The sequence below is a fragment of the Roseofilum reptotaenium CS-1145 genome (assembly GCF_028330985.1).
GTDB lineage: Bacteria > Cyanobacteriota > Cyanobacteriia > Cyanobacteriales > Desertifilaceae > Roseofilum > Roseofilum reptotaenium.
The window spans coordinates 24603-51201 of record NZ_JAQMUE010000030.1 but is presented as its reverse complement, the minus strand read 5'-3'; the positions used below and the strand labels follow the sequence as shown (position 1 = coordinate 51201).

Annotated in this window: 26 protein-coding genes and 1 tRNA gene; 14 read left to right on the top strand and 13 right to left on the bottom strand. The window is 45.7% G+C overall.

Going from position 1 to position 26599, the window contains the following annotated elements:
* Positions 1-14 precede the first annotated feature (14 nt).
* Both obgE and PN466_RS04320 read right to left on the bottom strand, forming a co-directional pair.
* Positions 15-1025: a GTPase ObgE gene (gene obgE / locus PN466_RS04325; RefSeq protein WP_271937267.1), complete on the bottom strand. Its 1011-nt coding sequence runs from the start codon at positions 1023-1025 to the stop codon at positions 15-17.
* A gap of 138 nt (positions 1026-1163) precedes the next feature.
* Positions 1164-1607 (bottom strand): peroxiredoxin, encoded by a 444-nt coding sequence (locus PN466_RS04320; RefSeq protein ID WP_271937265.1) that lies wholly within the window; start codon positions 1605-1607, stop codon positions 1164-1166.
* 178 nt (positions 1608-1785) lie between these two features.
* Between PN466_RS04320 and PN466_RS04315 the strand changes: the two genes are divergently transcribed.
* From PN466_RS04315 to PN466_RS04305, 3 genes are read left to right on the top strand one after another with little or no spacing between them, the layout of a single operon-like run.
* Complete coding sequence (locus tag PN466_RS04315; protein WP_271937264.1) at positions 1786-2199, top strand: Npun_F0494 family protein; 414 nt, start codon at positions 1786-1788, stop codon at positions 2197-2199.
* Between the two features lie 40 nt (positions 2200-2239).
* Positions 2240-3712 (top strand): cobyric acid synthase CobQ, encoded by a 1473-nt coding sequence (cobQ, locus tag PN466_RS04310; protein WP_271937263.1) that lies wholly within the window; start codon positions 2240-2242, stop codon positions 3710-3712.
* A 30-nt stretch (positions 3713-3742) separates the two neighbouring features.
* The gene (locus PN466_RS04305; protein WP_271937262.1) at positions 3743-3988 is read left to right on the top strand and encodes a 2Fe-2S iron-sulfur cluster-binding protein; all 246 of its coding nucleotides are present in this window, start codon (positions 3743-3745) and stop codon (positions 3986-3988) included.
* A 134-nt stretch (positions 3989-4122) separates the two neighbouring features.
* Here the strand turns inward: PN466_RS04305 and PN466_RS04300 are convergent, their stop codons facing one another.
* Positions 4123-5139: a type I glyceraldehyde-3-phosphate dehydrogenase gene (locus tag PN466_RS04300; RefSeq protein ID WP_271937261.1), complete on the bottom strand. Its 1017-nt coding sequence runs from the start codon at positions 5137-5139 to the stop codon at positions 4123-4125.
* Positions 5140-5810: 671 nt separating this feature from the next.
* On the opposite strand from PN466_RS04300, the gene murC reads away from it, so the two are divergent.
* The 4 genes from murC (at position 5811) to PN466_RS04280 (ending at position 9368) form a co-directional block, all read left to right on the top strand.
* A complete protein-coding gene (gene murC / locus PN466_RS04295) occupies positions 5811-7268 on the top strand; it encodes a UDP-N-acetylmuramate--L-alanine ligase (RefSeq protein WP_271937259.1) in 1458 nt (485 codons plus the stop codon).
* Between the two features lie 55 nt (positions 7269-7323).
* A complete protein-coding gene (gene murB, locus PN466_RS04290; RefSeq protein WP_278002981.1) occupies positions 7324-8310 on the top strand; it encodes a UDP-N-acetylmuramate dehydrogenase in 987 nt (328 codons plus the stop codon).
* A gap of 130 nt (positions 8311-8440) precedes the next feature.
* The gene (locus PN466_RS04285; RefSeq protein ID WP_313898530.1) at positions 8441-8788 is read left to right on the top strand and encodes a YbaB/EbfC family nucleoid-associated protein; all 348 of its coding nucleotides are present in this window, start codon (positions 8441-8443) and stop codon (positions 8786-8788) included.
* 97 nt (positions 8789-8885) lie between these two features.
* Positions 8886-9368 carry a low molecular weight protein-tyrosine-phosphatase gene (locus PN466_RS04280; protein ID WP_271937256.1) on the top strand — a complete coding sequence of 161 codons (483 nt, stop codon included), beginning with the start codon at positions 8886-8888 and terminating at the stop codon, positions 9366-9368.
* A gap of 63 nt (positions 9369-9431) precedes the next feature.
* Here PN466_RS04280 and PN466_RS04275 read toward each other — a convergent pair whose 3' ends face one another.
* The 4 genes from PN466_RS04275 to PN466_RS04260 form a co-directional block, all read right to left on the bottom strand.
* Complete coding sequence (locus PN466_RS04275) at positions 9432-10085, bottom strand: response regulator transcription factor (RefSeq protein ID WP_271937254.1); 654 nt, start codon at positions 10083-10085, stop codon at positions 9432-9434.
* Positions 10086-10140: 55 nt separating this feature from the next.
* Positions 10141-11145 (bottom strand): M48 family metallopeptidase, encoded by a 1005-nt coding sequence (locus PN466_RS04270; protein ID WP_271937252.1) that lies wholly within the window; start codon positions 11143-11145, stop codon positions 10141-10143.
* Between the two features lie 184 nt (positions 11146-11329).
* Positions 11330-13360, bottom strand: coding sequence for an ATP-binding protein (locus tag PN466_RS04265; protein WP_271937251.1), 2031 nt, complete (start codon positions 13358-13360; stop codon positions 11330-11332).
* 54 nt (positions 13361-13414) lie between these two features.
* Positions 13415-13765 carry a hypothetical protein gene (locus tag PN466_RS04260; protein WP_271937249.1) on the bottom strand — a complete coding sequence of 117 codons (351 nt, stop codon included), beginning with the start codon at positions 13763-13765 and terminating at the stop codon, positions 13415-13417.
* A gap of 387 nt (positions 13766-14152) precedes the next feature.
* Here PN466_RS04260 and msrB point away from each other — a divergent pair, with 387 nt between their 5' ends.
* Positions 14153-14563, top strand: a complete 411-nt coding sequence (gene msrB / locus PN466_RS04255) for a peptide-methionine (R)-S-oxide reductase MsrB (RefSeq protein ID WP_271937247.1) — start codon at positions 14153-14155, stop codon at positions 14561-14563.
* Positions 14564-14656: 93 nt separating this feature from the next.
* Here msrB and PN466_RS04250 read toward each other — a convergent pair whose 3' ends face one another.
* On the bottom strand, positions 14657-16207 hold the full coding sequence (locus PN466_RS04250) for a serine hydrolase (protein ID WP_271937245.1): 1551 nt from the start codon (positions 16205-16207) through the stop codon (positions 14657-14659).
* A 252-nt stretch (positions 16208-16459) separates the two neighbouring features.
* Positions 16460-17212 carry an RNA methyltransferase gene (locus PN466_RS04245; RefSeq protein WP_271937243.1) on the bottom strand — a complete coding sequence of 251 codons (753 nt, stop codon included), beginning with the start codon at positions 17210-17212 and terminating at the stop codon, positions 16460-16462.
* Between the two features lie 64 nt (positions 17213-17276).
* On the opposite strand from PN466_RS04245, the gene PN466_RS04240 reads away from it, so the two are divergent.
* From PN466_RS04240 to PN466_RS04225, 4 genes are all read left to right on the top strand, one after another.
* A complete protein-coding gene (locus PN466_RS04240; protein ID WP_271937241.1) occupies positions 17277-17432 on the top strand; it encodes a DUF2256 domain-containing protein in 156 nt (51 codons plus the stop codon).
* Positions 17433-17578: 146 nt separating this feature from the next.
* On the top strand, positions 17579-18520 hold the full coding sequence (locus tag PN466_RS04235; RefSeq protein WP_271937239.1) for an isoaspartyl peptidase/L-asparaginase: 942 nt from the start codon (positions 17579-17581) through the stop codon (positions 18518-18520).
* Between the two features lie 53 nt (positions 18521-18573).
* Entirely contained in the window at positions 18574-18987 is a 414-nt protein-coding gene (locus PN466_RS04230) for an element excision factor XisH family protein (RefSeq protein ID WP_271937237.1), read from the top strand.
* Complete coding sequence (locus PN466_RS04225) at positions 18975-19310, top strand: XisI protein (RefSeq protein ID WP_271937235.1); 336 nt, start codon at positions 18975-18977, stop codon at positions 19308-19310. The genes PN466_RS04230 and PN466_RS04225 overlap by 13 nt, the downstream gene beginning before the upstream one ends.
* A 202-nt stretch (positions 19311-19512) precedes the next feature.
* Here the strand turns inward: PN466_RS04225 and PN466_RS04220 are convergent.
* Positions 19513-19600, bottom strand: a tRNA-Ser gene (locus PN466_RS04220).
* A 151-nt stretch (positions 19601-19751) separates the two neighbouring features.
* Between PN466_RS04220 and PN466_RS04215 the strand changes: the two genes are divergently transcribed.
* Positions 19752-20093: a hypothetical protein gene (locus PN466_RS04215; RefSeq protein WP_271937234.1), complete on the top strand. Its 342-nt coding sequence runs from the start codon at positions 19752-19754 to the stop codon at positions 20091-20093.
* A gap of 192 nt (positions 20094-20285) precedes the next feature.
* On the opposite strand, the gene PN466_RS04210 is transcribed toward PN466_RS04215, so the two are convergent.
* The gene (locus PN466_RS04210) at positions 20286-22994 is read right to left on the bottom strand and encodes an adenylate/guanylate cyclase domain-containing protein (RefSeq protein WP_271937232.1); all 2709 of its coding nucleotides are present in this window, start codon (positions 22992-22994) and stop codon (positions 20286-20288) included.
* A gap of 157 nt (positions 22995-23151) precedes the next feature.
* Here PN466_RS04210 and purB point away from each other — a divergent pair, with 157 nt between their 5' ends.
* Positions 23152-24447 (top strand): adenylosuccinate lyase, encoded by a 1296-nt coding sequence (gene purB, locus PN466_RS04205; RefSeq protein ID WP_271937230.1) that lies wholly within the window; start codon positions 23152-23154, stop codon positions 24445-24447.
* Here purB and PN466_RS04200 read toward each other — a convergent pair.
* Entirely contained in the window at positions 24429-25307 is an 879-nt protein-coding gene (locus tag PN466_RS04200; RefSeq protein ID WP_271937229.1) for a hypothetical protein, read from the bottom strand. The genes purB and PN466_RS04200 overlap by 19 nt on opposite strands.
* Positions 25308-25652: 345 nt before the next feature.
* Positions 25653-26525, bottom strand: coding sequence for an S-layer homology domain-containing protein (locus PN466_RS04195; protein ID WP_271937228.1), 873 nt, complete (start codon positions 26523-26525; stop codon positions 25653-25655).
* Positions 26526-26599: the final 74 nt, after the last annotated feature.

Sequence of the window (26599 nt, the reverse complement as noted above, 5' to 3'; positions counted from 1 at the left end):
AAACTGACGTTCATTTATTCCAGGGGATGGGGTTGCTGTTCGAGAATTTGCCAAATCCTTTGTAAGATCTCTTGGATGCCAGTTTGGGTGGCAGCAGATAGAAGGAATACGGGGGAACCAGTAAATTCTTGGAGAGAATGGGCGATCGCCTGCCAATCTTCGCTTTGATCCACCACATCCATCTTATTCAAACCAATGACTTGCGGGCGATTTTCCAACCCTTTCCCATAAGCCACTAACTCTTGTTGAATCGTATTATAGACCGCAAAAATATCCGGTTCTGTACTATCAATCAGGTGCAATAAAACCCGCGTCCGTTCAATATGTCGTAGGAAATCATGACCCAAACCAATCCCTTCTGCTGCCCCTTCAATTAACCCCGGAATATCTGCAAATACGGTTCCATCTCCCGTCGGTTTCCGTACGACTCCCAAATTAGGAATTAACGTCGTAAATGGATAATTAGCAATTTTCGGTTGCGCGGCTGAAACAACTGAAATAAAGGTCGATTTTCCTGCATTCGGTAAACCAATAATTCCCACATCTGCTAAGAGTTTTAACTCAAAACGAAACCGTCCCTCTTCACCCTCTAAACCCGGAAGTGCATAATCGGGGGCGCGATTGCGATTACTCAAGAAATGCTGATTTCCTAACCCTCCTTTTCCCCCTTGGGCGATCGCTAATGTTTGTTCCTTTTCCACTAAATCCCCAATCCATTCCCCTGTTTCTGCATCCGTAATCACGGTTCCACAAGGAACTTCTAAAAATAAATCTGCCCCATTAGCTCCCGTCCGATTATTGGGTCCACCGCGCTTACCATTTTCGGCTCTAAATAAATGTTTGTAGCGAAAATCCAACAAAGTTTGCAACCGCTCGGTCGCTCTGACAATAATCGATCCCCCTTTGCCTCCATTTCCACCAGAAGGCCCCCCCGCAGGTACATATTTTTCCCGACGGAAGGCAACTAAACCATCTCCGCCATCTCCAGCCTTTACTTGTACTTCAACTTGATCGATAAACTGCATACTTGAGGAGATTAATTAAAGATTATTAAGACCATAGAGGAGGGTAAGCATTTTCCCGACTTCACCTCTTGTTGTTGAGCTTTAGCGCTCTGGATATTTTAGGGCTAAAGCTCAACAACGAAGGAACAATTAAGAGAATTAAAGACCCAATTCAGCTAAAATATCTTGGGCATGGGTTGCGGTTTTGAGGTTAGCACCTTCAAACACCTTGATGATTTTTCCGGAACCATCAATCACATAAGTCACCCGCTTAGAATAACCACCCCCTTCAACATCGTAAGCTTTAGTCAGTGCGCCATCCGTATCAGCCAGGAGAGGAAAGTTTAAACCATATTTTTCGGTAAACTTCTGGTGAGAGGCTTCATCATCCATGCTCACCCCTAAGACCACAATTTCTTTGCCTTGATATTCTCCATAAGCTTCCTTAAAGCTTTGGGCTTCCTTGGTACATCCGGGAGTATCATCCTTGGGATAGAAATAGAGAACCACGGTTTTTCCAGAAAAATCAGAGAGGGAAACCGAATTACCATTCGTATCTTTGGCGGTAAATGCTGGGGCAGTTGTGCCGACAGATAGAGACATAAGAGATTGTTTTGGGTTAACTTAAGAACTGCTTTTGTAATTTTACAATACCTTGCTGCAAGTTTTGAGACGGAGCTGGCGATCGCTTCTTCCCTAATCTGCCAAATCTGCATGCTAGATTAGAATAAGCGATCGTGAGTTCTTACTTGTCCTTCCTCCTCGACCTTTTGTTATCGTTATGTCATTGGTTCATTCTTCTCCCTCACCAGTTCCTCAACAAGATAGCCCAACCTGGATGCGAGCCGATCTCGCCCTACGCTGTTCCCCATTTCAACTACAATTGTTTACTGACCTGAAAATCCGCAGTATTCCCCTAGCGGAGATCGCCACTCAAACCGGATTGACAGCCCATTATACCCGCGCCACCCTCACCGAAATTGCGGCTGAAGATGCCCTCCTCTGGCTCATTCAAGTCGGTATTTTACGCCGAGAAGTAGACGGACAAGGAATTACGGATCGCTTTCGCCTCACGCCTTTAGGTCGTCAACTAATTGAATACTGGGAGAGGCAAACCGGAACCCTTCCGAGTGTCTCGATCGGCGATCGCCTCTACAACCGTCTGCATCAACTGATTCCCTGGTTTCTCCGATAACCCTCACGAACCCTTAACCATTCAATACATTTAATCTTCTATGAAAGCAATTATGGTAGTGGGCACAACCTCCCACGCAGGAAAATCCATGTTATGTACAGCCCTGTGTCGGATTTTAACGCGGCAAGGTTGGCACTTAGCCCCCTTTAAGGGACAGAATATGGCCTTAAATGCTTATGTTACCCCCACTGGGGGAGAAATTGGTTATGCCCAAGCCGTACAAGCTTGGGCGGCTGGAGTTCCCCCTCAAGTGGCCATGAATCCGATCTTACTTAAGCCCCAAGGTAACATGACCTCCCAAGTGATTTTACTCGGAGAAGCCGTGGGACAAGTGAGCGCCGAAAATTACTATAAAGATTATTTTGATCGGGGATGGGAAGCGATTACTGAATCCCTAGAACAGTTATCCTATGAGTTTGATTTAGTCGTCTGTGAAGGGGCTGGATCTCCAGCAGAAATTAATCTCAAACATCGAGATTTAACCAATATGCGAGTGGCCAAACATTTAAACGCCTCTACAATTTTGGTCGTCGATATCGATCGCGGTGGTGCCTTTGCCCATGTCGTGGGAACCCTGGAATTACTCGAACCCGAAGAGCGCACTTTAATTAAGGGAATTGTCATCAATAAATTTCGCGGTCAGCGCTCCCTTTTGCAATCAGGAGTTGAATGGTTAGAAAACTATACAGGAATTCCCGTTTTAGGGGTGATTCCTTGGTTAGATATGGCCTTTCCAGCAGAAGATTCCCTTAGTTTACTCGAACGAGATGGGGGAAAATCCAAAGGGTCAGCCGATCTAACAATCGCCGTGCTACGCTTACCCCATATTGCTAATTTTACCGATTTTGATCCCCTCGATTCAGAAGCCAGTGTGCAGATCAAATATGTGAGTCTCCATGAGTCCTTGGGATATCCAGATGCAGTGATTATTCCGGGTTCTAAGACAACCATCTCTGATTTGATGGCGTTGCGCAAAAGTGGTATGGCCCAAGAGTTACAGGATTATGCCGCTAGTGGTGGAACCCTATTGGGCATTTGTGGTGGCTTTCAAATGCTAGGTAAAATGATTGCCGATCCGGAAGGCTTTGAAGGGGAAGAAGGTCGGTATCTAGGTTTGGATTTATTGCCTATTCAAACCGTACTTTTCGGCAAAAAAGTTGCTCGCCAGCGATCCGTGACTTCCCACTATCCTGAAGAAGGATTACCCATTACTGGATTTGAAATTCATCAAGGACGCACCAGTGTACTCTCTGATGACGGTTACTATTATTTGTTTGACGATCAATCCTTGGGGATGGTCGATCGGAATCAAGGCATTTGGGGAACCTATTTACATGGCATTTTTGATAATGGTCCCTGGCGAAGGATGTGGTTAAATCGGTTGCGCAAGCAGCGAGGTTTGTTAGCATTGCCTACAGGGGTTCCCAATTATCGGGAACAGCGAGAATTCGTGTTAGATATTCTCAGCGATCAAGTGGCAGAATATTTGAATATTCGGCCGCTTCTTTCATAATTTGTCCGGTTTACAGTTGAGGAGAAAATAATGGGTAAGGCGATCGCCGTTCGGTTTTTGCCCGATGAGGTTACCGTTAAAGCTGAAGTGGGAGAACCCTTGTTAGAAGTGGCTCGACGGGCTGGGGTGACGATTCCCACAGGGTGTTTAATGGGGTCTTGTCATGCTTGCGAAGTGGAAATTTTAGGGGGTCCTAATCTCTGTGCCTGTATTAGTGGCGTTCCCGCAGGCACAGACGAAATCACCGTCAATCTTGAGAGCGATCCACTTTGGTAATATCGTGGATTCAATGAACAATGAGACCGGGTTGTAGTGGTGGATTTCAAACCCACCACTACAATAGACCAATCATGATGGTATCAATCTTAATCTATTGCCTTTGAGCTAGTACAACCCGACTCTCTAGTACTCTAGGCTTGCCAATTCTTAGCTACCACTTCAGCTAAATCTACAACTCGCTGAGAATAGCCCCACTCATTGTCATACCAAGCAATTACTTTGACCATATCGCCATCCATGACCATGGTTAAGCTGGCATCCACAATAGAAGATGCATCATGACCGCGATAATCACAGGAGACTAAGGGTAGATCGCTATATTCGAGAATGCCTTTCAGGGGGCCTTCAGCCGCTTCTTGCAGCACTTCGTTGACCTCTTCTACAAAGGTCTTTTTCTCTACTTGAACCACTAAATCTACAACAGATACGTTGGGAGTGGGAACCCGCATAGCAATTCCATTGAGCTTTCCTTTTAATTCAGGAATGACCAGAGCTACCGCTTTAGCTGCTCCGGTAGAGGTGGGAACAATATTCAGAGCAGCAGCTCTAGCGCGACGCACATCCCGGTGAGAGGCATCTAGCAGGCGTTGGTCACCCGTATAACTATGGGTGGTGGTCATGGTTCCCTTGATAATGCTAAATTTCTCATGGAGAACCTTGGCAAACGGAGCTAAACAGTTGGTGGTACAACTGGCATTACTCACAACTTTATAGTCTTCATGCCGATATTGTGCATCGTTAACTCCCACGACAAAAGTTCCGATATGTCCTCCTTTTCCGGGAGCCGTAATCAGAACTTTTTTCGCACCCGCTTGTAAATGCTTAGATGCTCCTTCTTCCGTCACAAATACACCTGTGGATTCAATAATTAAATCCACTCCCCATTCTGCCCAGGGTAAGTTTAGGGGGTTGCGATCGGAAACACATTTTACTGTTTTTCCATTGACCGTTAAGGAATTTTCGTCCGCCGATATATCTGCATCAAACGTGCCCAACATGGAGTCATATTTGAGCAAATGGGCGTTTGTTCTCGGATCGGAAGTATCATTAATACCCACAACTTCCAAGTTGCTGTTTTCTCTGCCTGCCCAGCACCGCATGAAGTTCCGTCCAATCCGACCAAAACCGTTAATTGCTACTCTAATCACTTCGTCTTGCCCTCTATTTCTTCAACCAAGTATTTTTAAGCGAATTGCTGAATGTTTATTTTGACGTTAAACCGACAGGAACAAGGCCCATCAAGTTTGATTGCTCTACAGAATTTGCTCTCATTTTCCTTAATCAGGAGATCCGGATTTGGGATCGTAATGGATATTTTTTTTCCGGATTGACCCCCGAAACTCAGTAGAAAACACTACTCAACTTTGGGGCGATCGCTGGAGATCGCCACCCACCGATGAAGGAAATCTACTTAAGCGATCCCAAACTTAAGTCCAATGGAGCATTGCTAACCTGAGCCAGCTTCTGGTATTGATCCTCTACTCTAGAAAACCTTCCAGAATTGAGTGAGCTTCCTGAGCATAAGGAAGCCTGTTCGATCTGAAGATACCATAAAAGGGCACCGAGTTCTTGAGAAGATGAGGTTTAATTTCCGGAACTTGATGAACCGCTAGAGAAAAACAAGATAAAAGCCTATCATCATATCACAAAAGTCATGAAAACCGAAACAAGTCTATCTTTTGTAGAGAAATCAACCCGGTATGAGAAACCCAAGGTCATTCTCAAGAACTGATTGGAGATTTTGTGGCATAGTATTGCCATGAAAGCAAATACTGAAATATGATATCGCGTGTTATTGGTGTGGTGTGTGAGGAAAAAAATGCTAAGTTCGATAGACTTTGGCGGCAAACCGTTCCATTTTATAGGAATAGGGGGGATTGGAATGTCAGCTTTAGCGTATATACTAGCTAAACGGAACCTACCAGTGTCGGGTTCAGACATCCGCTTATCCCATATTACCGAAAGGTTACAGGAAATAGGAACTCAGATTTTTGGCTCTCAAGAAGGCAAAAACTTGGAGATCTATCATTCTGTGACCGATCGCTCCTCAGAGCAAGGAAAAGCGATCGCCACAGCTCTGAAAGAGAGAAATTCGAGCGACAACAGGAACGGGCACCTACCCCAAGTCATTTGCTCAACTGCCATCAATACCAATAACGCAGAATATAAAGCAGCCCTAGAATTAGGCTGTCCCATTTTTCATCGATCTGATGTTCTTGCCGCCCTCATCCAAGACTATCGCAGTGTAGCCGTTGCCGGAACCCATGGTAAAACCACCACCAGTAGTTTAATCGGTTATCTCTTACTTCGAGCCGCGTTAGATCCTACCATTATCATTGGCGGAGAAGTAAAGGCCTGGGAAGGCAATGCACGATTTGGCCAAGGAGAATTTTTAGTCGCAGAAGCGGATGAATCCGATGGTTCTCTGGTTAAAATTGCAGCAGAAATTGGAGTCGTTACCAATATAGAATTGGATCACCCAGATCATTACCAAAGTCTCGATCAGGTCATTGAAACCTTTGAAAGATTCAAGAAACAGTGTAAAACATTAGTGGGATGCATCGATTGTCCAATTGTGCGCGATCGCATCCATCCAACCATTAGCTATAGCTTAAATTTAGAGTCAGGGGCAGCGTACAGCGTCGATCGAATTATCTATACCTCCCAAGGAACCCAGGCGAGGGTATGGGAGCGAGGTCAGTTGTTAGGGGAGATTGAAATTCCCCTATTGGGCCAGCACAATCTTAGCAACGCACTGGCGGCGATCGCCGTAGCTCGTTATTTAGGAATCCCATTTTCCACCCTTCAGGAGGCCCTGTCCTCTTTTGAGGGAGCAAAACGGCGCTTTGAATACCGAGGAGAATTTAAGGGCAGTATGCTCATTGATGACTATGCTCACCATCCAAGTGAAATTCAAGCCACTTTAGCCGCAGCTAGTCTAAGAGCCAAAGACCAACGCGTCATCGCTATCTTCCAACCCCACCGCTACAGTCGAACCCAAATGTTTCTGACTGAATTTGCCCAATCCTTCGGACAAGCCAATCAAGTGGTGGTAACAGATGTCTATAGTGCAGGAGAAGCCAATTTAGACCGCTTCCAGGGTGAAACTGTAGCTCAGGTCATCGGTGAATATCACGATCGAGTCTCCTATCAACCCACCCTCAAAGACGTTGAAAACTATTTGGTCGCCCACTTACAACCTGGAGATTATGCTGTTTTTCTCGGAGCCGGGAACTTAAACCAAATCATTCCCAAACTCATCACTCATTCAGCGTAAAGCTTCACATTCTCTTCACTTCCTCCACCTGCCCATACACCATTGATGAAAACCAATGACAATTTCCTACGATCCCCCTAAACTCAAAAGTGCTTGTGGCCTCACTCAGATTTCTCCTGAAGGCATGAAACTTAAACCGACAGAGGTTATGATTGCTCAACCGAGTATGATTCAAAGCCATGTGTCCCTAGCTGGGTTAACCTCATTTCGCGTGGGTGGGCCAGCTCAATGGTATGTAGCTCCTCAATCAGAATCAGAATTACTCACGAGTTTAGCTTGGGCGAAAAGCAAATCCCTACCTGTAACTACAATTGGGGCAGGATCAAACCTATTAATCAGTGATGATGGATTACCTGGACTGGTAATCGGGACTCGCAACCTGCGGAATATTGAGTATGATGACCAAAACGCCCAAGTGAGGGTAGATGCGGGAGTATCCTTAGCCTATCTAGCTCGACAAGTGGCTCGTCGAGGGTGGTCTGGACTTGAATGGGCGATCGGGATTCCAGGAACTGTCGGTGGCGCGGTAGTCATGAATGCTGGGGCCCACAAAAGCTGTATGGCCGATATCCTCACGGATATTCAAGTGATCGCTGGTAATGGAGTTCACCAAACCTTGATGAAAGCTGACCTGGAATATAGTTACCGCAGCTCTATCCTACAAGGATCTAACTACACCGTAACTCAGGCTCGATTTCAACTCAAGCCCACCCACGATCCCCAAGCCATCATCACAACCACCAATACCCATCTCCATCAACGTCACGCCACCCAACCCTATCACCTACCCAGTTGTGGTAGTGTATTCCGCAATCCTGAACCCCAAAAAGCAGCTCGACTGATTGAACAAGCTGGGTTGAAGGGCTATAAAATTGGAGATGCACAAGTTTCTGAACTCCATGCCAACTTTATCCTCAACTGTGGCCGGGCAACAGCCAGTGATATTTATCAGTTGATTCACTATGTTCAGGAACAAGTAGATCGGCGATGGTCGATCCGATTGAAACCCGAAGTGAAAATTGTAGGAAATTTTAACCAGTAATGGAAAGCCCCCAGGGGTTTAGGTTCCAACTCGGCCAAACTCAAGTTTTTTAGGTCGGTTTTGGTTATGCCTGAGCCAACTGTGGGTAGAATAGCGTAGGAAAGCAGAACAACCACCATTAGAGTAATCAATTATGTCAAAAGGACAGGGATTTGGCTTCGGTTTAGGAAAAATGAAAGAGCTGACCGAAGCATTCAAGAAAGCTCAACAGGTTCAAGAGGGCGCAAAGCAACTCCAAGAAGAGCTAGAGCAACTCGAAGTTGAGGGTGAAGCGGGCGGTGGACTTGTCAAAGTTGTCATGAATGGCAACCAAAATCCCCAGCGCGTAACCATTGCCCCTGAAGTTTTGGGAGAAGGGGCGGATGTGGTCTCAGACTTGGTTACCGCAGCGATGAAGGATGCTTACAATAAGTCTACAACGACTATGAAAGAAAGGATGGAAGCTTTGACGGAAGGTTTAAATCTGCCGGGCATGTGATAATTTTCCATTAGGGGTTGATGGCTCTGGGATCTTCGAGGGAACAGATCGCCATAACCCCCTTTTGTCGTTACTCGATAGAACTGCTGTAAAGAGAATGCCGTATAAGCTGTTATTTGTTTGTCTAGGCAATATTTGTCGATCGCCTTCTGCCGAGAATATCATGAATCATTTGATCGCCCAACAGGGTTTAGAAGAGAAAATGGTTTGTGATTCGGCTGGCACAAGTGCCTATCATATTGGCAGCTATCCAGACCGAAGAATGGCAGCCGCAGCAGCGGAACAAGGCATTGAGCTTAAGGGAAGAGCGCGTCAGTTCAAGAAGGAAGACTTTGAAGAATTTGACTTGATCCTGGCAATGGACAAGGAAAACTATCGTAATATTCTGTATTTAGACGAGGGCGATCGCTACAAAGATAAAGTGCGCTTAATGTGTGAGTTCTGCACTCGTCACCCCAATATTTCTGAAGTTCCAGACCCCTATTATGGTGGTCCAGAAGGGTTTAATCAAGTGATTGATTTGCTTATGGATGCTTGTGAGGGATTGTTATCTGAATCAATAATTAAAAATTATGGGTAATCCCTAATTCTCCATGTCTGGAGTGTCTCCCCATCCTCACTACTCCCTAGCGCAAAGTACCCCCTATTCAATCAACCGGTGTTGCATGGCATAGTGAACCAATTCCGCTCGGTTATTGGTTAAGGTTTTGCGCAATAAGCTACTCACATATTTTTCAATCGTTCGTGGACTCAGGTGTAAACTCTGGCCAATTTGTACATTGGATAAGCCACTGGTGAGTAAATGCAACACATCCCATTCTCGTTCTGTCAGAGCCAGATCGGAAGACATAACCTTTTGGATCGCTGGTTCTGGAGGAGAAGGAAGTGCTAGATTAGGGGCTTTAGACGTTGCCTGCATCATTAACGAATAGCGTTCGATTAAATTCCGCACCACTGCCCCTAGCTCTTCGAGTTCAAAGGGTTTAGGTAAATAAACATCACATCCTAGCTGATAGCCGCGAATGCGGTCTTCCATGGCAGTGCGAGCCGTCAAGAAAACTACAGGTAAAAGACGAAATTCAGGTTTTTTACGGATTTGTCGCACCAATTCATAGCCATCCATCAAGGGCATGGCAATATCTGTGACGATTAAATAGGGATGATATTGTTCAACCTGTTGCAGGGCTTCTTTTCCATGTGCCGCTAGGATCACCGAATAGCCCCCCTGTTCTAAATAGTCTTGAATAGCGAGGCGTGTTCCCAAATCATCTTCAACAACCAGAATCACCAGTGACATGGCAATCGAATCGGCAATCGTTTATGGGTGCTAGACTTGAGCATTTAAGAAAGTCCTAACCGCCTTGACGGTTGCTAGAGTTATTCTGTTTTTGGGTTTTGAGTCGCTCAATTTCTTGTTGTAACTCTTCAAGTTGATGACGTAGCTCTTCAGCTTCAGTTTGGCTAGACTGGGGTTCTTGGGAGTCTACATTGACAGATCCTTCGGCAGTTTGTTGGCGATAATTCCCTTGACGAATCTGGGCATACTCTGGAGAATCATACCAGGCTTGCAGATAGTGGAGCCGGTCAACGGGGAAAGGATGACTTAAGAAGGTTCCCTGACCCCCATTGTACAGAAGAAATTTATAAACTTGATTGAGATTATCGCGATCGAGGTCTTGATAGCTTTGAGATTGGCGAATAAATTCTTGCAGGTTAACTTCATGCCCGTATTTACTCGATCCGCCTGCCATTTTCATCATGGTATTCATGACAAGGGGTAAGTCGTCAGTTACTAACAGAGCCGCACGATCTGAGGATAATTCAGCTTTGCGTCGCCATTCATAAAAGGCATAGAGCAGACTGATACTAATGACTACATTGCTTAAGCCAAAGGTCATTTGGCCGATCGCCTCTGCTGCACTCATTACCCAAATGGCCATCTGAATTAAAATGGTGTGGCCGCACTTAATATGACCGAGTTCGTGGGCAAGGACAGTTTTAATCTCCCCTTCAGTCATCAAATCTAATAAACCTGTATTAATCACAATAAACGGATTATCCTGGCCTAAAGCATAACTATTGACTTGAGCATTTTGAGAGACAAATAAACCCGGTTCAGGGGAAACATCTAGATCGCGGACCGCTTCCCGAAACAGTTGGTAAATCGTTGAATACTGGCGCGGCCCGACTTGGACGTAGTTACCCATCGAGTAAATATACTGCGGACGTTCAGCAAGAAATTCTACAAACTTACGAGCGAGTAAATCAAATCCAGGGAAACTGCGTAAGGTTTGTTCAGCTTCCCAGTCTAGGGGATGACGGAAGGCTTCGCTAGAGATTCCGGTATAGGTAGGCATAGGGGTTGATGATGATCGCGTATAAAAATGATGGCGCTTTCTGCTATGGCGGACATGAACGGACTAGGCAAAAGGCAGTAGGGGCGAAAAATTTTTCGCCCCTACTTGTCGTACTCAGGATTTGAGTATCCACAATTCATTTAGGGTCTTTCTTAATGATGCCATTTCTTTGCTGGCGCTGCCGTTAACTGGACTTAAACCAACCTCTGGTTTCGGAACTGGTGAGCAATGCACCTAATTTAATGTATTCGGTTTGGGTAGCGCTGAAAATATGTTCCATGCGTACGGGTTCGTCTGCATCGGCAGCAAGAACTGCGGCATTGAGGGCAATGCTGCGAATGTTGCCTCCGGTGACGTTGAGTTGGGCGAGGCGTTCGTAGTTTAAGCCGTCTGTGGGCGTTTTTTGGGGAAAGACTCGCCGCCAGATTTCGGCTCGTGCTTCTTTGTTGGGAAAGGGGAAGTTGAGAACAAAGGGAATGCGACGTAAAAAGGCCTGATCGATGGAATCTTTGAGGTTGGTGGTGAGGATGGCTAGTCCTTGATAGGCTTCCATCCGTTGCAGGAGATAACTGACTTCGATATTGGCGTAGCGATCGCGGCTATCCTTAACTTCAGTCCGTTTGCCAAACAATGCATCTGCCTCATCAAAGAGTAAAATTGTCCCGCCCACTTCCGCCGCATCAAAAATTTGCTGTAAATTCTTTTCAGTTTCACCGATATATTTACTCGTAACTGCACTAATATCAATGCGAAAGATATCCAATTCTAACTCATGGCCCAACACCTCCGCCGCCATGGTTTTACCGGTTCCACTCCCCCCAGCAAATAAGGCACTCAAGCCCAAACCGCGACTATTTTTGGCTCGAAAGCCCCATTCTTCCTGTACCTTCACCCGTTGGCGCAAGTGGGCGGCCATTTCTTGTAACATCGATTTCAGACCCTCCGGTAACACGAGATCTTCCCAAGAGGCTTTGGGGTGAATATACTGCGCGACTTCTTCTAAACGAGGTCGTGCTTGCAACCGACAAATATTCCATAAGGCTTGACTGAGGCGATCGGGTTCCGTGGGGGCGCTATGCAAAATCTGTTGGGTAGCTGCTTGAATGGTATTCACGTTGACATAAAATTGACCGGCTAGGCGCTCTAATTGACCATTCAGTTGGGGAGCGAGATCCCCTAGATGTTCTTGCCAAAGGTGTTTGCGTTCGTCATAGGTGAGGGGGGGGATGGGATAGGTAATTAGGGTGCGTCGTTGACTGGAATAGCGGTCTTGAGAGCCAATAATTAAGGGGGTTTTAATTGATTCTATACAATGCTTGAGCGCCTGATAGCGGGCTGGATTGTCTGAAGAAAAATCATAGGCATCAATGAATAAAATACGCTCTCCTAACAAGCTCTCCCGTTCCCAAAGGAGTTGTAACCGATCCAGCTCTCTGATTTCGGAGGGTAAACTCTGGACGGATAGCACTTGTAAATCAAAATTGGCTTGTTCGGCGATCGCCCCAGCAATTTGATAAATGGTTTGGATATCTGAACCATACAGTTGCCATACAGGAAGGTCTAATCTCCCGTCGTGATTGATCCAAGAACTGAGGATTTTTTCAACAATAGCGTTATGAGAATCTGCTAAAACCATTCTCTGAGAATTGAACCCGGATCTAACTATCCCTTGCAAAGCGGAATCGATGGGTTGTTCTCCCAGAAGATAGCAGAGAATACGAGGGTCGAGTTTGAGCGACGCTTGGGTGAGAGTAACATGGGAGTCTAGAGTAATGAGTTGCCAACCGAGCAAAGGGCGATCGGGGGAGACCACATTTAAGTTTGAGTCGGGTAAAGCAGCCAAAGCTAACATTAAGCTGGGAGAATTGAGATTAGCATTTCCCCGGATTTCTGCACAGATTTGACTGATGGCAGAATTGAGTTCGCATCCCGCACATAAGAGCAGAATATCTAGCTCAAAACTAGAGAGACCAAAGTGATTTTGTAGGGAATCCAGACTAGAATCGATGGGCCACATTACCGGTTCTAGTAAGAGGGTGTGTTGGTTTTCTTGAAAATATTCTAGAATCGTTTGGATGCGTTCGATTCCTTCCATTAAGACCCGTCGGTTGTGGTGATACCAGGTTGAGTTGGAAGGTAACACAGAGGTCATAGGAAATTGGAGAATGGGGACGCGCAGATGGGGAGGACGAGGAAGATGGGAGAGCGTTAACACTCAATTATTAACGATCAACTCTCAACCGTCAACTGTGTTCTCACTCCCTACTCCCTAGCGTATCGGATCGCCATATTCATAGCCTTCTTCGTAGCCCTTAACATAGCCTTCTGCCCATCCTTGGATCAGGGGGCGAGGATTAGAATTCATCAACATCTGATAATTATTTTGGTTAGGTTGATTGGCTTTTTTGGCAGCTAAACCAGCTTCAAATCCTTCATTGAAGCCTTCATTAAAGCCTTCATAGTATTCAGCCGTTTTGGGGGTAGTATCAATCGTTTCCAGTCGAGCGCGGATGGTTTGTGGAGAAAATTGCTGTTCTGAGGGCAGAGTTTGAGCCTTGAGAGGCAGGCAGGTGGTTAAACTGAACAATAGAGTGGTGATGGATAGAAGTTGGCGTTGCATAACCCTGATGCTCCGGTCTGAGTTGATATCTGTACTCTCGCCTAATTGCGTATTCAATGGGGTTCAGACCGTGCCACTTTTAACGCAGGTTCAAGCCAACCGGAGGTAAAAGGTTCTGTAAAGACGGGTTGAGGCGATCGCCCTCAGGACAGTTGACCAATTGGTCTTGGCTATTACCATCGGAACTTAAACTTACAGCGCTTTGCGCTCTCCTTGGGGGAATGGAGGAGTGAACAACAGACTAAATCTAGCTTTGAGCGATCACCAAAAATGACTATAAGTTTTACAGAACGGTTGACGAATGGGGTGCGATCGGGTAATCCTCACCTAGTGCAATCAGGCAAAAGTGATTAGGATCAAAATGGAATCTTAACCCTATTATCCTGTATGGTGAAGCCAGTGGAAAAAATCTCTAAATCCGAAGCCGAATGGATGGCCCAATTGAGTCCTGAGCAATTCAAGGTCACCCGCAAGAAGGGTACAGAACGGGCATTTACCGGTGCTTACCATGACAACAAAAAACCCGGAACCTACCAATGCATCTGTTGCGGGACAGAATTGTTTACCTCAGAGACTAAATATGATTCGGGTACGGGTTGGCCTAGTTTTTGGGCCCCTAGTCAGGAAGAACATATTGCCACCAAAGCGGATTGGAGCTTGTTCATGAAGCGTACTGAAGTTCTGTGTGCTGCTTGTGATGCCCATCTTGGCCATGTCTTTCCCGATGGCCCTGCGCCAACTGGGTTACGCTATTGTATGAATTCAGCAGCTTTGAACTTTATTCCTAAAGAAGATTAGGTATTTGGAGGGGCGAAAGATTTTTTGCCCCTACATTGTGTGATTCCCAGTTATAGCGCTTCGCCCTAGGGAATAGGCAATATAGCAGGAAGATTACCGATAGCGCCGAGCCGTGGCTTCGGGAAACTCAACGGGGAGTTCTTCTAATGTCCCAGGGTTAACACTGGGGGTTACGGGGGGCGCTTGCATGTGTTCGTAGGCTAGGTGGGAAATGTCACCAATCAGATTGGCTGCACCATAATCATTATGGGGGCGTTCGACTAAAACGGCGGCAATGTACCGTTTGCCACTGGGTAGATCGATGAGACCGACATCGCCTAAGAGTTTACCAATATCACCGGTTTTATGGGCAATCGTGGCTCCTGCTCCTAAGCCTTGTTCGAGGAGAACGCTGGTTTCGGTTTGGCGCATAATATCAATCATGCGATCGCGGGATTTCAAAGACACGACATCCCCCTGATGTATCATCGCCATCACCTGGGCCAACTCACGGGGTGATGTGGTATTTTTACCGTCTAAATCCGGTAACCAATCCCGCAGAACTGTTTGCTGAAGTCCCCAACGGCTAAAGCTCTGATTAACCTGTACCATCCCTCCTAAGCGCTCAATAATGATATTTGTAGCAGTGTTATCACTAATAGTCATCATCCAAGTTGCCACTTCTAGGGCTGTATATTCACTGCCTACGGGATCGTATTGCAAACTCCCCGATCCTCCAGCACGATGGACTTCTTTGAGGGTTAAGGTTTCATCGAGTCGAATGGTACCGGCATCTACAGCTTGAAAGAAGGCTAATAAAATGGGGAGTTTAATGGTACTTGCAGAGGAAAAAGCCAGTGTCCCCTGCATATCAACATAACCGGCCGTATCTAAATCTAAAACAAATACTCCAGGTTTAAACTCAGGGCTTTGACTGGCTAAGGCTTGAATCTGATTTTTGAGCGCTGTCAACTCCGTTTCTAAATAGAGTGCTTGGGGATTCGTTGGTGAGGGATATTGACGAGAAAGATTTTCCCGCAACAAGGCATCTGTGGTATCACTCACATCGGCATCCGTGTTTTCTCCAGCATGATTCAAGAGGGTATCGGTAGAGGCTAACTTCAGTCCCCAAAACGTCATACTTTCGGGATCGGAGGCTGAGAGTAGAGTTCCCGCGATCGCACAGATCCCCACCCCCAAAATTAAAAATCGCGTTGCATACATCAAAGGCGAGACTGGAGTAGGTTTTGGGCGGTTTAAGGTGCGATTCCGACGGTTGCGGTGCGATCGCACCTTATCCTTCTTACCTTGCTCTGCCTTGATCCCACTCAAACTTTTGGGATCGGGCGAACGCTGACGAGAAAGAGCCTTGGGGATCTGGGCTGAAGAGGCTTCTCCCTTTCTCAGGGGCGATTTCCGTTGCGGTTTCTGGGAACCCCAACGCACAGGGGAGATTAAGGGATCGCTCTCGACTTTCAAGGGGGGAATCGGTTGTGCAGCATGGGATTGTGGCGATCGCCCTGTTTCCCTCGAACGCTTCACTGGAGCAGTAGAATCACGCTTGCCTCCGGGTAAAATTTTATCTAATACCGATAACAGTACCTGTTGCAGTGGCGATCGCCGCCTCCGTTTCAACGTCGGTTTTCCTTGCTTTGGCAAAGACATTCTCCCGTGATACCGACTCGATCCCTGTTTTGGTAAATGAGTTTTCCCTTGACCAGATCCGAGACGTTGAGTGCGGTCCACTCCCTTTCTTGCTCCTGATTTCGCCATCAACGACTCCTTATCACACGGATCATAACTGTAAATGAACCCACCAAAATATCCATTAGATTGTTGCAGACTTTACTGACTCAGACCTCGCATCGAGTGGGTTAGTTTCGCCTCCGATCGCAAGATTTCTGTGCTTTGATTATTCTACGATGAACCCTTGGATGGGGAAGCGTTGGAGATCGCCCATTGTACCTGAGAGAGTATTCCCCGGAGCATCGCCACGTCTGCTTCTGTCGGATAAGCACGATTATAAAACCGTTTCAGTTTTTCCATCCGTCGATTAGCGGTATGGGGATACAAATAACCAATCTCCAATAACAGAGATTCTAAGTGATCGTAATAGGCTTCTAGAACCTGCCGTGAGGCAAGATTGGACGCGCTAGAATTAACCTCTTCTGTCTGCGTTTCCAGGGTACACCGATACAGTTCATAGCAGCAAATGGCGACCGATTGAGCTAAATTCAGAGAAGGATAGACGGGATGAGAGGGAATTTGCACAAAACGTTGTGCTAAATTCAGCTCTTCATTCGTTAACCCCCGGTCTTCTCGGCCAAATATGAGGGCGCTTTCACCACTAAGAAGCCAAGGAACTAAAGTATTGGGGGTTTCCAGTGCTGTTGGTAAACTGATGGTGCGTCCCATCGTCGCTGCTACTTTTTGACAATTCTGCAAGGCTTCGGGTAGAGAATCCACCACCTGGGCAGAACTCAAGATTTCCTGAGCATGAACTGCCATTTGTTTGGCTTCTGGACTCTGAAGATCGCATTGAGGATTAACTAATACCAATTGACTTAAGCCCATATTTTTCATGATACGGGCGATCGATCCCACATTTAAGGGGCCAGATGGCTCGACTAAAACAATTTTAATCGCTGAGAGCTTGGGGCGATCGTTCATCCGTTAATACACAAGGCTAAGTTATCCCTACAATGAATAAAAAAAACTTTACTGTCAACTTACCATGGCTCGCCAACGATTAAAATCCGATCTGCCAACCAAAATCTGCCCAGTTTGTCATCGCCCCTTTACTTGGCGCAAGAAATGGGCTAAATGTTGGGATGAGGTCAAATACTGTTCCGAACGCTGTCGCCGCGATCGCCAGAGTGTTAAGCGGTAGAGTGGGGAATGGAGAAATGCTCCAGACGCGGAGACACACAGAAGCGGGGACGGACAAAATTAAAGAACTCTGAATGTTATTCCCCCTATTTCCCCATCCCCCTATCTCCCCATCCCTCTATCTCCCTATACTATCCTCATTGACTTATGACTAATTCCACTCACCAACCCAAACTGATCATTCATGGAGGTGCAGGCAGTTCCCTACAAGGAAAAGGAGGCGTTGAAGCCGTCCGCCAATCCCTTTATGAAATTCTCAAACAAGTATACGCCACTTTAGAAGCGGGCACGCCTGCCTTAGAAGCCGTGATTCAAGGTTGTCGTCTGCTCGAAGACGATCCTCGTTACAATGCTGGAACGGGTTCCGTCTTGCAATCAGATGGTCAAATTCGCATGAGTGCCTCCCTGATGGAGGGAGAAACGCAAACCTTTAGCGGTGTAATCAACGTTTCGCGGGTCAAAAATCCCGTTGATTTAGCTAAAGTTCTGCAAGACAAAAGCGATCGCATTCTCTCCGATGTCGGAGCCATGGAATTGGTGCGAGAATTACAACTCCCCATTCATAATCCCCTAACGGATTTGCGCTTAAATGAATGGTTACAAGACCGTAAAGATAACTTTAGCCGTAGTATGGCGAATGTGCTGGCTAGTCCTGCTCCGGGGACTGGAACGATTGGTGTAGTTGCCCTCGATAACCAAGGAAAAATTGCCGCTGGAACCTCCACCGGTGGCAAAGGATTTGAATATATTGGGCGTGTTAGTGATTCTGCCATGCCTGCCGGCAATTATGCCACCTCTGATGCTGGAATTAGTTGTACAGGTATTGGCGAAGATATTATTAATGAATGTATTGCGGCTCGCATTGTAGTGCGCGTCACTGATGGACTGTCTTTAGGGGCTGCTTTTGAAAAAACCATGACCGAATCCAAAGCTAATAAACGGGATTTAGGTGCGATCGGTATTGATAAAACTGGTCAAATTGCTTGGGGAAAAACTTCAGAAATTCTCCTGGCTGCCTACCACACGGGGGAACAATTGGGGGATACCCTGGAATGGACTTCATTGGATGAAGTGAGCGGCTCGATTTAGGGCAAATCACTCTAAAATAGAGGAAGCTCCAAGAATAAGGCTTGTATCATGCTATGGCTAGAGATATTTTCCACTCTGTGGTCAAAGATGCCTTGGTTGCTCAAGGGTGGCTGATTACCCACGATCCATTTCCTCTTGATTATGGAGAGGTACAAATGCAAATTGACTTGGGTGCTGAACTCCTCTTGGCGGCTGAACGAGATCGCGAGAAAATTGCTGTAGAGGTGAAGAGTTTCATTAACCCCTCTGCCATTTCTGAATTTCACACAGCCGTCGGTCAATATCTCAATTATCGACGCGCTCTGAGAGTACAAGATCCATCACGTACCCTGTATTTGGCCGTACCCCATCAAACCTATGATGAATTCTTTCGTCTCAGATTTATTGAAGAAGGAGTCCGGGAATATCAACTACATTTGCTCATTTACGATGTTGAAAATACAGGTATTCTGCAATGGATAAAATAGAAACCTATCGTCAAATTGTTCAAGAGATTTTACTTTGTCATAGTCAAGTTCAACCGATCTTTGGGGAGGTAGAAATTGGCGTTGTCTTTGATCTAGAGCGCGATCGCTATCAAGTCGTGCGGACGGGATGGATGAACAAACGGCGCGTTTATGGTGCTTTGATTCATATTGATATTAAAGATGGAAAAATTTGGATTGAGTATGATGGAACTGAAGTGGGAGTTGCCAATGAACTGACAGAACGGGGAATCCGAAAAGATCGCATTGTTTTGGCTTATCATGCACCGTCTATGCGTCCCTATAATGGATTTGCTGTGAGTTAGTTTTTCTGATGTGGGGTGCGTTTTACAGCGCCAAGCCTGTTATGGGGAGATAAGGAGAGCAAACAACAGACTCGTTGGAGCGTTTAGCTCTGCTTGAATTGTGTGTCAATTTTGACGACACGGGAAGGATTCAGTTCATAAAGTAACGAACCAATCATAGCGCCTAGCTCTAAGGGATCGACAATGGTTATGAGAAAGAAGACGGAGAGGAAGGGATTCGAACCCCCGAACAGCTATTAACTGTTAACACATTTCGAGTGTGCCGCATTCAACCACTCTGCCACCTCTCCAAAGGTTACATTTTATGGATCTTAACATAAAGTGGCAAGATCGATCCAAAATTCGTACAATTAGTTACTTAAAAGCAGGCGATCGCCGATTATAGTCAAGTCTATCCGCTATTGAAGCGCGATCGCACCCTAAGATTCAGGAGGAGAGTCGGTGAATTATACCTTTAACATTTTGGGGGTTTCACCCATCTTACATTTCTTCAATCATCAACAAGAGAGAGCTATAGAAGATCCTCGCAAAGGCGCTGAGTATGTTGCCACTTATGAATGTACCCTGGACGCATTTCTGCAATCTGTCGAACCCGTTCCTCCCTCTAGGGGTTGGGAATTGGATGAAGTTGTCGATACCGTTATCCATTACTGGATGAACAACGCGGAAGGGATTCAGCATTGGAAAGAGCGCTTAGATCGGGCAGGCAATGATAACCTACTGGTAGCTAGACTAGCGGATGTCAAAGCCTTAAAAGCTGAATTTGATGCTTTACTCGGTTAGTCCATTAAATTAAGGTGAGTTTAACCATGTTCCTCAAACGTCGATATATATTCAGTAGCATTCTACTACTCGGCATGATCCTTTTATTATTGAATAGACCCTTCAACGTTATGGGGATGGCTGGACTCACTACTTTTTGTTTAGCCTATTTTACAAAGGGAATGAGACGCTTTTCTTAAGAGTACGACTTCATTATCTGAACGTCGGTTTACGCGAAACCAACCAGTAAGTATCCATTTCCCCTTTTCCTTTAACCCGGATTTTACCCCGTTTCTCTAAAATATATTGCTCTTTTAAAACTTCATAAACCACTTCAGTCACTTGGATTTTACCAGGTTCTCCAGACGACTCCATACGGGAAGCCACATTCACCGTATCTCCCCATAAATCATAGATAAATTTCTTTTTCCCAATCACCCCCGCAATCACCGAACCCGTATGCATCCCAATCCGGATTTGGAAATTATCCCCCATGGGCGTGTAAAATTGACCCATATACGCTTGCATGGATAAGGCCATCCTAGCCATAACATCCAAGTGATTGGGCATGGGATCGGGCAATCCTCCCGCTACCATATACGCATCACCAATGGTTTTAATTTTTTCCAGCCCATAGGTTTCCGTCAGTTGGTCAAAAGTTGAAAAGACTTGATTGAGCATATCCACCAGTTGAATGGGTTGAACTTGAGCAGCTAAAGGTGTAAATCCAACAATATCAGCAAATAAAATCGTCACCGATTCAAAATCTTCCGCTAAAGAGCTTTGATCTTGTTTTAACTGATCGGCGATCGCCTCGGGTAAAATATTCAATAGTAGCTTTTCTGACCGCTCTTTTTCCTGTCTGAGGGCTTCTTCTGCTTGCTTGCGCTCCGTAACATCTCGAAACCCCCACACCCGTCCCATAATTTGATTGCCAACTTTCTGAGGACGAGAAAATTGCTCAAAAACTCGACCATCCTTAAACGGAATAATGCCCGTACCTTCGGCTTTTGGATTCTCAACCATTTCTCGTTGACGTTTGAGGAATGCCACCGGATCTTCCACTTGCTGCGCCAAAAAATTGCGTTGTTCTTGCACATTTTGAGAGGCTAAAAGTTCCGGGGGGATTTTCCACATTTTGATAAATTGATTATTATAAGCAATAATTCGATCCGACTGATCAACCGCTATCACGCCATCAGCAATAGATTCTAAGACTGCTTTCTGCAAAGCTAGAGCATTTTCCAAGGCTACTTGAGCTTCTTTTTGGGGAGTTATGTCTCGAACAACCCAGATCACAGATTGATCGGAAACTGGAGAAACATTAGCCGCAAACCAGCGTTGCTTTCCTCGAACGACCATCTGATATTCCACTCGATGGGTTTTTCCTGTTTCCAGGACTTTAGAAATTTTTTCTAAGTGCCAATTGACTAATTCTGGCTCCATAAACTCCCGAATATTTTGGTTGAGTAAAACCTCCCTACTATGTATCAAAAAATCATCACTGCCGGAAATTATTTTTTCATAATCTCCCTGGCGATTAAAGACTAAAATAAGTTCAGTCATCGCTTCAAATAAGCCTCTTAACTCGGCTTCGGCGGTGGTTAATGATACCGTTCTTTCTTCAACACGCTGTTCTAATTCCTTATTACTTTGGTCTAGAATAGAGAAGGTTTTAATTAGCTCCTCAGCCATGGTATGAAAAGAAAGAGCGAGTTGTCCTAATTCATCAGAGCGATCGGGTAATTCTGGAGAGTCCCAATTGCCAGCAGCAAGGGCTTGGGCGGAACGATTTAAGGCAAAAATGGGATAGGTGACCCAGCGAGCAGTTAATATGCCAATAATAACGGCTATCAGTAAAGCGATCGCGCATAAAACAACCGTATTTTTTGTATTGTCGTGAATCTGGCCCATGAAATCAGATTCTGGCACAACGACTACAATCAGCCAATCTAAGCCATAGGCATCTTTAAGGGGGGAAACCTGTAGAAATTTGGGATTATTGTCTCGATCGAATTCGAGCTTCTGAGGCCGGTCAATGTTGTAAAGATTGCCAAATTCCTCTTCCAGAAAAAGTGCGGTATTTTTGATGATTATGTCCTCACTTTCCTTGGCTCTAATTTGTTCTTTAGATTGGGAGACGAAAAGGACTTGCCCTGGATTGGACGAAGCGACCAATTCTCCATTGCGCTCCATGATAAAAATTTGCCCCGATTGACCGATATTTAAGTCTTGCAGGAATTGACTAATAGTAGATAAGGATAAATCAACGCCTAAAACGCCTTGAAAGTCACCTTGGTTATCATAAACCGGCTGACTGGCTGTTAACCCTAAACTTTGGGTCGAGAAAAACAGATAAATGTCACTCCAAACTGGCTCTTTAGCCAGTTGTGCAGCCTTAAACCAAGGACGCTCTCTAGCATCATAAGTTGTGGTCTCTAAAAGTTCTTTTCGATCGCCTTTGCTATCGACAGAATATTTATAATAATTCCCGCTAACCAAGTTTTCGGTTACGCGGATAATCGACTGACCATTGTCTCCTTTCCCGGAAAAGATTAGACCGCCTCTAGGATTGCCAAAATAGATAAAAGTGACGGAATTAAAGACTTGAGTTTGTTGCCAAAATTGCCGTTCTAGGAGTCTGGGGAAATTGAGATTGAGAATGTTTAAACGAATGGCTTCGGCATTGGTTTGATTGATCAGATGGGGTAACTCAAGATGGACGCGCAAATGACTATCGACGCGATCGCCAATTTCCGTCATTAATTGATCGGCTAAATCTTGTACCGCTTCTTGTCCAGTGCGATAGGACAGATAACCGACTAATCCCACAGTGGCACAGATTTGCACGACAAAAGGAACGACTAAAACCAGGCGTAAGGGAAGGCGTTTGAGATATTGAGACGTTGCTTGCCAAACCATTTAGAGGATTGGGGAGAAGTAGAGAAGGAGAAATAAAGCCACAAGGTTGACAGATGGATCAATCTTGTCCTTAAAGTTAGCACATCCATTCAACCGGATCATCACAAACGGCCCTTCAAGGGTAAAATAGGTCGGTTGTACTTCTGCTACACAAGCTGTGATTGAGCGTTATACTCTGCCCGAAATGGGCGAAATTTGGACGGATGACTTTAAGCTAAAGACTTGGTTACAAGTTGAAATTGCGGTCTGCGAAGCGCAAGCTGAACTCGGTTATATTCCAGCCCAGGCCGTGGAAGAGATCAAAGCGAAAGCCAAATTTGATCTCAACAGAGTGCTAGAAATAGAAGCCGAAGTCCGTCATGATGTGATTGCCTTTTTGACCAATGTCAATGAGTATGTAGGGGATGCTGGGCGCTATATCCATTTGGGATTAACCAGTTCAGATGTCTTGGATACGGCTTTGGCCCTGCAAATGGTGGCTAGTTTGGATTTGATCCAACATCAGGTAGAAGAATTGGTGCAAGCAATTCGCTATCAAGCCGGCCAACATCGAGATACGGTAATGGTGGGGCGATCGCATGGAATTCATGCCGAACCCATGACATTTGGCTTTAAGTTAGCGGGATGGTTAGCGGAAGTTCTGCGTCATCGCGATCGCCTTTGTCGTCTCCAGTCCCAAATTGCCGTTGGTAAAATTTCTGGCGCAGTGGGAACTTATGCCAATATTGACCCCAAAGTAGAAGAGTTAGCGTGTCAAAAGTTGGGATTACAACCCGATTGTGCCTCAACTCAAGTCATTTCCCGCGATCGCCATGCGGAATATCTGCAAACCCTGGCCCTGCTGACCGCCTCCATTGAACGGTTTGCCGTCGAAATTCGCAACCTCCAGCGCACCGATGTTCTAGAAGTAGAAGAATACTTTGCGAAAGGGCAAAAGGGGTCTTCTGCCATGCCCCATAAACGCAATCCCATTCGCTCAGAACGGCTCACCGGTTTAGCCAGAATTATCCGAGGCCATGCGATCGCCAGCTTAGAAAACGTGGCCCTGTGGCACGAGCGCGATATTTCCCACAGTTCCGTAGAGCGAGTTGTTCTCCCAGATGCTTGTATTTTGACTCACTTTATGATGCGTGAAATCATCAACCTGGTGAAAGGTCTCTTAGTCTACCCTGAAAACATGAAGCGTAACATGAACGTTTATGGCGGGGTGATCTTCTCCCAACGAGTCCTCTTAGCCCTCGTAGAAAAAGGTCTACAGCGCGAAGAAGCCTATAAAATTGTCCAAGAAAGTGCCCACCAAGCCTGGAATAATCCAGAGGGAGACTTTCGGACTCTGATTAGTCAACATCCCCAGGTCACTCAATCCCTTTCTCCAGAAGAGATTAACGCTTGCTTCGACCCCCATCAGCATCTGAGAAACCTGGATCAAGTCTATCAACGACTGAGTATCTGAGCATATTCCTGAAGGGGAGTGATTTCCACCGAGAAGGAATACTCTAACTCAGAATCATGGGAGACCACTTCGATCGTGTAGTCTGCCGATTCCATCGGCTGTACGATCCACTCTGGAAAACCCTCCTCAGAGGTCTCCCATGATTGAGTCAAAAGTTCCCCACGAGGATCGACTACTCTGGGGATCGTCCCTTCTAAGTTTTTCAAATTTAAAGTTTTTCCAGGGGGCAGATGGACGATATAGCGGTGGACTCCTACTCCAACCATACGGTCTTTAATCCGTATTGAAGATTGATGTGACCCTAGGTTTACCCGCTCTACTTTTTCATTACAACTACTATCAACATCCGATCGGTGTACCCAGCCTTTGGTGGGATCAATAATTTCAAACCATTGGTCAGTCGCATTCATAATACTGAGCCATCTTCCGGTTTCTAATTCTCCCACGATCGCCCCATCTTTTCTTGGACTAGATAGCACATATAATGGAGACTTGTTTGTAGACAATTGGGCCATACTAATCACACAGTATTCCAAGTCTCGAACTTGAGTTTCCTTAGAGGGATTTAACGCTACCTCACTCCAGTTTTCATGTAAATGGGGAGGAAGGAGCGACCCCGTTTGGGGATTGGTGTTGGTAGCTACCCAATTCGCTGTTGATTTAGACTCTACTGAACTACTTATATTACTGGAAGTTGTATAACTGGAAGCTCGATCTTCTTCTTGGGGTTGATGTTGGGCCATGGTTTTTGTGTCGCTGGCAGACCATGCCCACTTCTCCCACTGGAGTAAGCCCACTATGACTAGGACAGTAGTCAGACTTATACCCGTTATTTGAATAGCTCTCCAAAAAATATGCATTATATCTCCTCACAATTGGTCAAGACTTCTGCCATAACAGGTTTAAGTCCTACAGACTCTAGCTAAATTGGGTTCCATTGTTGACACCATAACCGATTTTTTCAAAAACTGCAAACCCTATCCTGGCAATGATCCCCGTTTTTTTTTAATGTCTTTCCGTAGTTTTTTTCGCGATAAACGTTGGCAATAATACTATTTCTTTCTGGATCAAAAAAGGGTTCGATCTTCAAACCCTAGCTTCAGCTTATTTTAAGAATTTTGGTTCTAGGTATAGAAATGACTAGCATCAGGTTCATGGATTAACTGGGTTGTCTTCCATTGCCTTTTGGCTTTTGACCAGTGCGTCTATTGCTCTCTGGAAATTTTGTCATAGAGTCGCTTGAGCATCACCACCATTTCTGCTCGGGTGACCAATTGATTGGGTCGAAAGGTTCCATCTTGGTAACCACTAATCAGGTTTTCTTTGACTGCCCATTCCAAAGCGTCATAGTACCATCGACTTCTACCATCCGGAAATACATCTCTAAACATACGCTTCTTCTCCGTTGCAAACATATAGCCAGAATAATAAAACACACCGTTTTCTACCAGAGGGCCGATATCGGCAACTCTGACACGATAGTTATTAAACCGTTGGACTCCATAATAATTATCGATCATCACCCTGGCATAACTGGGATTTTTGCGGTCTTGGGTCATCCGCACTGCATGGCCATAGGTGCGATCGCTAAATGAGGTTTGATCCAAAAATCCATCGGCATTAAAATCCGCATTATATTGGGCACTCCCTCGATAACCAGTGACCACACTATAGCCTTTACCCAGAACTGAACCCAGTTGCACGCCGGTCATATCGACTCGATAAGAAACAAGGGCTTCTCGACGGTTATTCCACCATCGACGCAACAAGTCCACCGCCTGATTAATATACCATCCCTGAGTATCCGAAAACCCGTAGCGTCGGGCTTCTTGAATCAATTGCCCAAACTCAGCCAGACTAAATCGATACCCGGTTAAATCCGAAATTGCCCCAGTGGCCGCAAATAGAGTGCAGGACATCGGATGCAGATCGAGCTGATTATATTGAATTTGGCGATCCCAAAAGGTCGAAGGAGCAACGGGAACCTCTTCAAGAACATTGCCCAGTCGCCAGTCTAAGGTACTGTAGGCTTCCTTCGCCGCATAATAGCCGTAAGGAACCGTTTGTTGTTCAGTCATGATTTGCTACTTTTGAGCCAAACCGATCTTAACCTGAGTGTGACCCAGGGCGATAATCGAACCGATCGCTTCAG